Raw genomic sequence first — 7,135 nt, forward strand, 5'->3', positions numbered from 1 at the left:
ATTAAATTAACCAGACTTAAAAGATGCCCCGCCAATCTTCTGCCCTATTTTTTGCATTCTTACTGCTGTTTCCTTTCCCTGCGATCGCTCAAATTATCCCAGATAACAGTTTAGGTGCAGAAAGTTCGCGCACAGTTCCTGAAACTATCAACAATTTACCCTCAGATAAAATCACTGGTGGTGCATCTCGCGGAGTAAATTTATTTCACAGTTTCCGAGAATTTAATGTCGGTGAAGGCAGAGGAGCATATTTTGCCAACCCTAACGGGATTGCGAATATTTTTACTCGCGTTACGGGTGGTAATGTTTCCAATATTTTAGGTGTGTTGGGAGTGCAAGGAAATGCTAACTTATTTTTACTTAATCCCAAAGGAATTCTCTTCGGCCCTAATGCGAGGTTAGATTTGCGCGGTTCATTTATTGGTTCAACTGCTAGCGGGGTTGTGTTTGATAACGGCTTTGAATTTAATGCAGCTAATTCTAATGCCGTGCCATTGTTAGCGATTAATATTCCTGTGGGTTTAAGTTTCCGAGACAATCCTGGCACAATTGTCAACCAATCAATTGCTCCTAACCCATCACCGCCTGACATTCCCTTACCAGTACCAATTTTTAAGAATATTGGTTTAGCAGTAGACCCCGGTCAAACCTTAGCGCTAGTAGGGGGAAATATCCAATTTAACGGGGGAATCGCTACCGCCAGTACCGGACAAATTCTTCTGGGAAGCGTCAAAAGTCCAGGTTTAGTGCAATTTGAACCAACAGCTTTAGGTCTGAATTTAAACTATAGCAATATTCAGAAGTTGGGCAATATTGACATGAACAGTGCATTGATAAATACCAGCGGATTAGGAGGTGGAAGAATTGACATCAGGGGTTCAAATGTCACTCTCAGTAGTTCAGGAATTTATGGCTTGACACTAGGAAATATAGACGGCAGAGGCATTGACATCAATGCCCAAAACTTACGATTAGATCGGGGGTCGCAAATTTTCGCCTCTACACTGGGAGAGGGGAAAGGGAGCAATATTAATATTCGCGCTACTGACTTGGTAGAAATGATCGGCCTAGGAATTGAGGGCTATCAGCAGCTTACAGAAAATTTTCAGACATCTGGAACAGGGAACCCCTTTATTTCGCAAATTGTTTTGTTTACTAGCACTATTGGCAGTGGAGCCGCCGGGGACATTAACATTGAAGCCGGACGGCTGTTGATGAGCAATGGGGTAGTGGCTGGTGCTCCCACCTTTGGTGCTGGGAATGGCGGAAATCTGACTATCCGCGCCAACACGGTCGAACTCGTCAGTTCAACGCTCTATAACGGAACAACAAACGAAAGCACCGGTCAAGGCGGAAACATTACTGTTGAAGCGCAAAGGTTAATTCTGCGCGATGGCGGTGCGTTTGCCAGCTTCAGCCTTAGTGATGGAGCATCGGGGAATATCGCGATTAAAGCTAGTGAATCTGTGGAATTGTCGGGTAGTCTCCCTGTAGGTTTAGGGCAAACTCGGCTCGGTACGAATACTTTTGATGCTAATGGAAAAGGTGGGGATATTACGATCGACACTAAGCGACTGAGTGTTTCTAATGGAGCCACAATTAGTTTAACGACTGGTGCGATTTTTGGCGAAGTCGTGTTTTCTACAAGTGGGGGGACGGGAGGAAATTTAACTGTGAGAGCCTCCGAGTCTATAGAAGTAAGCGGTGAGTCAAGATTTTTGGAGAATGCGGGCTATGTAGCAAGTTCTTTTGTTACTCAAACTGCAAGTTCTGGTAGAGGTGGAGATATCCGCCTCTCAACACCTAAACTAACTGTGCAGAATGGCGGCGTTATTTCTGCGGCTTCTTTGGGTATAGCAGATGCAGGAGATATTACAATTAATGCCGATCGCTTACAAGTGCAAGGTATTGGGAGTAACAGTGGGTTGAGGAGTGGAATTGAGGCCTCGGCTGGTAGGGCGTTTAATGCTGTAAATTCCACTGCTAGCGGAAATGCAGGCTCGTTGAATTTGAATGCTAATCAATTGATTATCCGCGATAGTGCAGTGGTTAATGTTCAATCTTTAGGAACAGGTAGAGCTGGCAATATTAACGTTGTCGCTAACTCTATTGCCCTGGACAATCAAAGCACAATTGATGGCACGACAGTCTCTGGTACAGGGGCAAATATTAACCTGCAAGCGCAAGACATTCAGTTGCGGCGCGGCAGTCGAATCACCACAGATGCAGGTATTTCTGAGGGCGGAAATATCAGAATTGATAGCGATATTTTGGTAGCTTTACCAAGAGAAAATAGCGATATTACAGCTAACGCTCGCACAGCTAGGGGCGGACAAGTTACGGTCAATGTACCAAATATCTTTGGCTTTACAAGCCTTAACCGCGACCAAGCCAGGAGTAGTTTAGGATTGACTGACGATCAATTTGCAGCGCTGCAAGTAAGTCCGACTTCTCTAATTCCTACCAGCGATATTGCGGCGATTTCCCAAAGTAGCGGCCCGGCTTTGCAAGGTACTGTAACATTTAGTTCTTCAGGGGTGAATCCCGCTCAAGGTTTAGTGGAACTGCCGCAAAATGTGGTCAATCCGGCTGCGTTAATTGCTGCAAATCCCTGCATCGAAGGGGCTGAGAGCGAGTTTACCGCTACTGGGAAAGGGGGAGTGCCACCGAGTCCTAATGATGTTCTCAGCAGCGCTCCATCGCCGTTGCAGTGGGTAGAAGAGGCAGGTTCGGCAGCGGATTCTGTAACGGATGTCACGGATGTCACGGATAGACGTTCCAGGGAAGAAATGGAGAAAAAAGCTCAGGAAGTTGTTGCCGCTCGCGGTTGGCTGGTGAATGCGAAAGGAGAAGTTACGCTTGTTGGATATAATCCGGGTAATGCTGCTGACTCTCGCAATCCTCGGCAGAATTCTGGTTGTGTGCCGCGTTGAAATTGGTTTTTTTTAACCGCAGATGTAGGCGGATTAACGCGGATTAACGCAGATAAAGAAGAAGAAGATGGATTTGGGTTAATTAGTGTGTGTCTGCGGCTGTAATTTTATTGTTTAAATATGAAGTTTACCCGATCGCTCCGACAAGTAATTCTGTTATTTGTGATTTCCTGTCTGCTAACAGTTGCGATTCCTCCCGGAATTGCTCAGGTTAATCCACCACAAGCAGTGCAGCTTGTCCGACAAGCTCGAACTCTGTACCGAGAGGAACGTTTTTCGGAAGCTTTACCGCTGTTGCAGCAAGCGGCGGCGCAGTTTGAGGCAAAAGGCGAAAATCTCGATCGCGCCACAGCTTTGAGCAATTTAGCTGCAACCTACGGGCAGTTGGCGCTTTGGGAACAAGCAGAACAAGCTGTAAATTCGAGTTTGTCGGCTGTGCGAACACAGGCAAAAACTCCCGAACAGCAGCGGATTTTGGCTGAAAGTCTCAACATTCAAGCACAGTTGCAACTCGAACGCGGTCAGACTCAAGATGCGATCGATAACTTTGACTTAAGCGCTAAAATTTTCGAGCAAATTGATAGAAAACCCCAACTTTTTCAAGTTCAAATTAATCAAAGTCGGGCTTGGGAAACTCTCGGACTTTACCCCAGAGCTTGCAAAATTCTGTTAGCTTCTTTCAAGCTGGAAAACCAAACTTGCGAAGTTTCGGCAGCGGGTTTGGAAACTTTGAAAAATGGGTCGGTTTCTCTCGAACAAGTCCGGGCAATTCATTCTTTAGGGCGGGTACTGCGGGTTTTGGGACAACTGGAACGATCGCAGGATGTGCTATCAGTAGGAATGGAAGCTGCCCAAAAATTAGGTTCCCCGCCAGAGGAGGCTGCAATTTATCTCAATCTGGGCAATACGGTACGGGCTAAAAGCAATAAACCGGGTTTGACACCACGACAGCGGGGTGATTGGGAACGCTTGGCCCTAGAGTATTATGCTCGATCGGCCCAGGCGATGCCGGATCGATCGCTCCTACAAATTCAAGCAAAGTTAAACCAATTGAGTTTGTTGGTCGATCGCACCAATTGGTCTGAGGCAGAAGATTTGTGGCGTTCTCTCGAACCTCAAGTCGCTCAATTAAGGTCGAACCGCGCTGGACTTTACGCTCAAATTAATCTAGCTCAAAGCTTGATAAAATTAGCTCAGTCGCCTGCGAAAACTTTGAGTTTAAGCGATATTGACAAAATGCTCGATCGCTCTCTCGAACCAGCAAATAGTTTGGGCGACAAACGAATACAATCTTATATCCTAGCAGCTAAAGGCCAACTATCGGAAATCCAAAAGCAGTATCAGACAGCGGAAAATCTCACAATTCAGGCTTTGAGTTTAGCACCGGCGTTTCAATCTCCCGATATTGCTTACCAATTGTTTTGGCAACTCGGACGGATTCGGAAAGCTCAGGGAGATGCAGAAGGGGCGATCGTTCAATATACTCAAGCTGTCAATATATTGTCTTCTCTGCGGGGCGATTTGGTAACAGTCAATCCCGAAGTGCAATTTTCGTTTCGGGAAAGTGCCGAACCGGTTTATCGGGAATTAGTCGGGCTGCTTTTGCAAGAGGAATCGCCCAGTCAAGCTAAATTGAAACTGGCGCGCCAAACGGTGGAATCTTTGCAGTTGGCGGAATTGGACAACTTTTTTCGGGATGCTTGCGCTGATGCTAAACCAAAGTCGATCGAGGAAATCGATCCGACAGCGGCGGTGATTTATCCGATTATTTTGAGCGATCGTTTGGAGGTAATTTTGTCAATTCCCGGCAAACCCCTGCGCCGCTACGCTACTAAGAAGTCTCAAGCCGAGTTGGAAACTGCCTTCAGACAAGCCAAAAATGTCATCAGGCCTGCTGCTTTCCCCCGCGACAGGAGGCGACCCGTCGAACAAGTTTATGACTGGTTAATCCGTCCTGCGGAAGCGGATTTGACCGCCAGCGGGATTAAAACTCTGGTATTTGTGCTCGACGGTTACTTGCGCAATCTGCCGATGGCTGTGCTGCACGACGGTGAAAAGTTTTTGGTAGAAAAATACAGTATTGCTTTGGCACCGGGATTGCAACTGCTAGCACCGAAACCGCTGAACAAAGTCAAGTTAAAAGTGCTTACCGCTGCCCTCTCGGAAGCGCGTCAAGGCTTCTCGGCTTTGCCGGGGGTGAAGGAGGAAATTCAACAAATTGCAGCCGAGATGCCGGCGACTTCGCTGCTGAATGAAGATTTTGTCAGCGGGCGGTTGCAAGATCGAATTAAAGCTTTGTCTTACCCGATCGTCCATTTGGCAACTCACGGTCAGTTTAGCTCGAATGCGGCGGATACTTTTATTGTGACTTGGGATCAGAAAGTGAATGTTAAGGAGTTCGATCGACTGCTGCGAGCCCGCACTGGGGAAAAACAACAGCCGATCGAACTTTTGGTTTTGAGTGCTTGCGAAACAGCTTCGGGCGATAACCGCGCGGCTTTGGGTTTGGCCGGGGCCGCAATTCGATCGGGTGCCCGCAGCACCGCCGCCACCCTTTGGCGAGTCAACGACGAATCTACAGCTATTTTTATGACTGAATTTTACCGTCAACTTGCTTTGTCTAAAGCCAGCAAAGCTGAAGCCCTCCGCAACGCTCAATTAACGCTGCTGAAAAACCCAGATTATCAAAACCCCTATTTCTGGGCGCCTTTCGTACTGGTGGGGAATTGGCAATGATTTTAAGATGGGCATCGGGCATCGGGCATCGGGAATTGGGCATTGGGCATTGGGCATTGGGCTTGCAGTCAACAGTCAACAGTCAACAGTCAACAGTCAACTGACAACTGACAACTGACAACTGACAACTGACAACTGACAACTGACAACTGACTCAAATGCAGTTGGTTTTTTGTTAAAGATTGTAAACTGTTAACGAGTGCTTTCCGCATCTAATATTTTTTCGAGGAGTCCCATGAAGCAACTTTTGATTGCTGAGCGCTTTTGCCTGATTGCCCACGTCTTGTCAATGGCTTTTGGATTGGCAGGGTTGCTGCTGATTTTACCGCGTCCCGAATTGGTGATGAGTTTGCCACCAGCAGGGCAAACGCTATTCCAGTGGGGGATGGCTGGGGGTGGAGTAGTTTATATCATTTTTGGTGCAGCAGCGGTTGCTCTCTATGCCTTTCGGACGTTGGGCGCGGGTGCAACTCTGGCATTTTTGCTGCCTTCTGTGTTTTTGTCCTTGAGTAGCGAGTTGTTGGGAACGAGTACGGGTTTTCCCTTCGGCAACTACCATTATTTGAGCGGTTTGGGTTACAAAATTGCAGGGCTGGTTCCGTTTACGATTCCCCTGTCGTGGTTTTATCTGGGACTGGTTTCATACATAATTGCTCGCGCTGGAGTCGCTGGCGGTAAAGCCGAACTCAACTGGGTGCGCCAAATAGGGGCGATCGCCCTTGGTGCTTTGCTGCTAACAGCTTGGGATTTTGTACTAGATCCGGCTATGAGTCAAACTTCTGTGCCTTTTTGGGAGTTTGAGGAACTTGGGGCTTTCTTTGGGATGCCTTACCGCAATTTGGCTGGGTGGATGGGTACGGGGGCGCTATTTATGTCGGTAGCAGCTTTCTTGTGGAGAAAAACGCCGATTCAATTAGAGCGATCGGAATTGGGTTTGCCCTTAATTGTTTATTTGGTAAACTTTGCTTTCGGAGCAATTATCACTGTAACTTCCTTGGATTCTCGATTCTGGTTCCCGACATCGCTAGCTGTGCTTCTGGGTGTTGTTCCGGCGATCGCGTTAAGCTGGATCGCTAAACCCGCAGCAAGTGACGTAACAGAAACAATGCCGTCTTTGGATAAACCTGTGCTCGCGGCTGAAATTCCACCTCAGCCCGTGGGCCTTTTGCGCAAGTAAGTCGTTAGTGAGCAACAGCGGCTGATTTAGCAAAAACTTACACTAATTTTTGAGCTAGTTTAAAAACCCGGTTTCTACAAAAAACCGGGTTTTTCAGCGGCGATATTTTCATTCCCAATTCCTGTAATATGTTTGAGGCAAAAATTTGATTAATTTTTTTAAATTGATACCACTTACAAAAAAATTAACTGTAAATAAGCTCCCAATCCATATCCCAATACGCTTGGGTTAAGCTCGATCCCCCCTAACCCCCCTTCCCAAGGGGGGGACAAGAAATATTCTCAAAGTC

The 7,135-nt window shown here is 47.0% G+C and carries 3 protein-coding genes; all 3 read left to right on the forward strand.

Annotated elements, in window-relative coordinates; translation table 11 throughout:
* The first annotated feature begins 23 nt into the window (after window positions 1–23).
* The 3 genes from QUB70_RS02965 (at window position 24) to cruF (ending at window position 6,846) form a co-directional block, all read left to right on the forward strand.
* On the forward strand, window positions 24–2,933 hold the full coding sequence (locus QUB70_RS02965) for an S-layer family protein (RefSeq protein ID WP_332978243.1): 2,910 nt from the start codon (window positions 24–26) through the stop codon (window positions 2,931–2,933).
* A 120-nt stretch (window positions 2,934–3,053) separates the two neighbouring features.
* The gene (locus QUB70_RS02970) at window positions 3,054–5,669 is read left to right on the forward strand and encodes a CHAT domain-containing protein (RefSeq protein WP_332978244.1); all 2,616 of its coding nucleotides are present in this window, start codon (window positions 3,054–3,056) and stop codon (window positions 5,667–5,669) included.
* Between the two features lie 235 nt (window positions 5,670–5,904).
* The gene (gene cruF, locus QUB70_RS02975) at window positions 5,905–6,846 is read left to right on the forward strand and encodes a gamma-carotene 1'-hydroxylase CruF (RefSeq protein ID WP_332978245.1); all 942 of its coding nucleotides are present in this window, start codon (window positions 5,905–5,907) and stop codon (window positions 6,844–6,846) included.
* Window positions 6,847–7,135 lie beyond the last annotated feature (289 nt).

The organism is Microcoleus sp. A003_D6, from assembly GCF_036702825.1.
In the GTDB taxonomy this organism is placed as follows: Bacteria; Cyanobacteriota; Cyanobacteriia; order Cyanobacteriales; family Microcoleaceae; genus Microcoleus.

Excerpts from the sequence above, each read along its gene's own strand:
- QUB70_RS02965 (WP_332978243.1), top strand. The coding sequence starts at position 24 with ATGCCCCGCCAATCTTCTGCCCTATTTTTTGCATTCTTACTGCTGTTT.
- QUB70_RS02970 (WP_332978244.1), top strand. The coding sequence starts at position 3,054 with ATGAAGTTTACCCGATCGCTCCGACAAGTAATTCTGTTATTTGTGATT.
- cruF (WP_332978245.1), top strand. The coding sequence starts at position 5,905 with ATGAAGCAACTTTTGATTGCTGAGCGCTTTTGCCTGATTGCCCACGTC.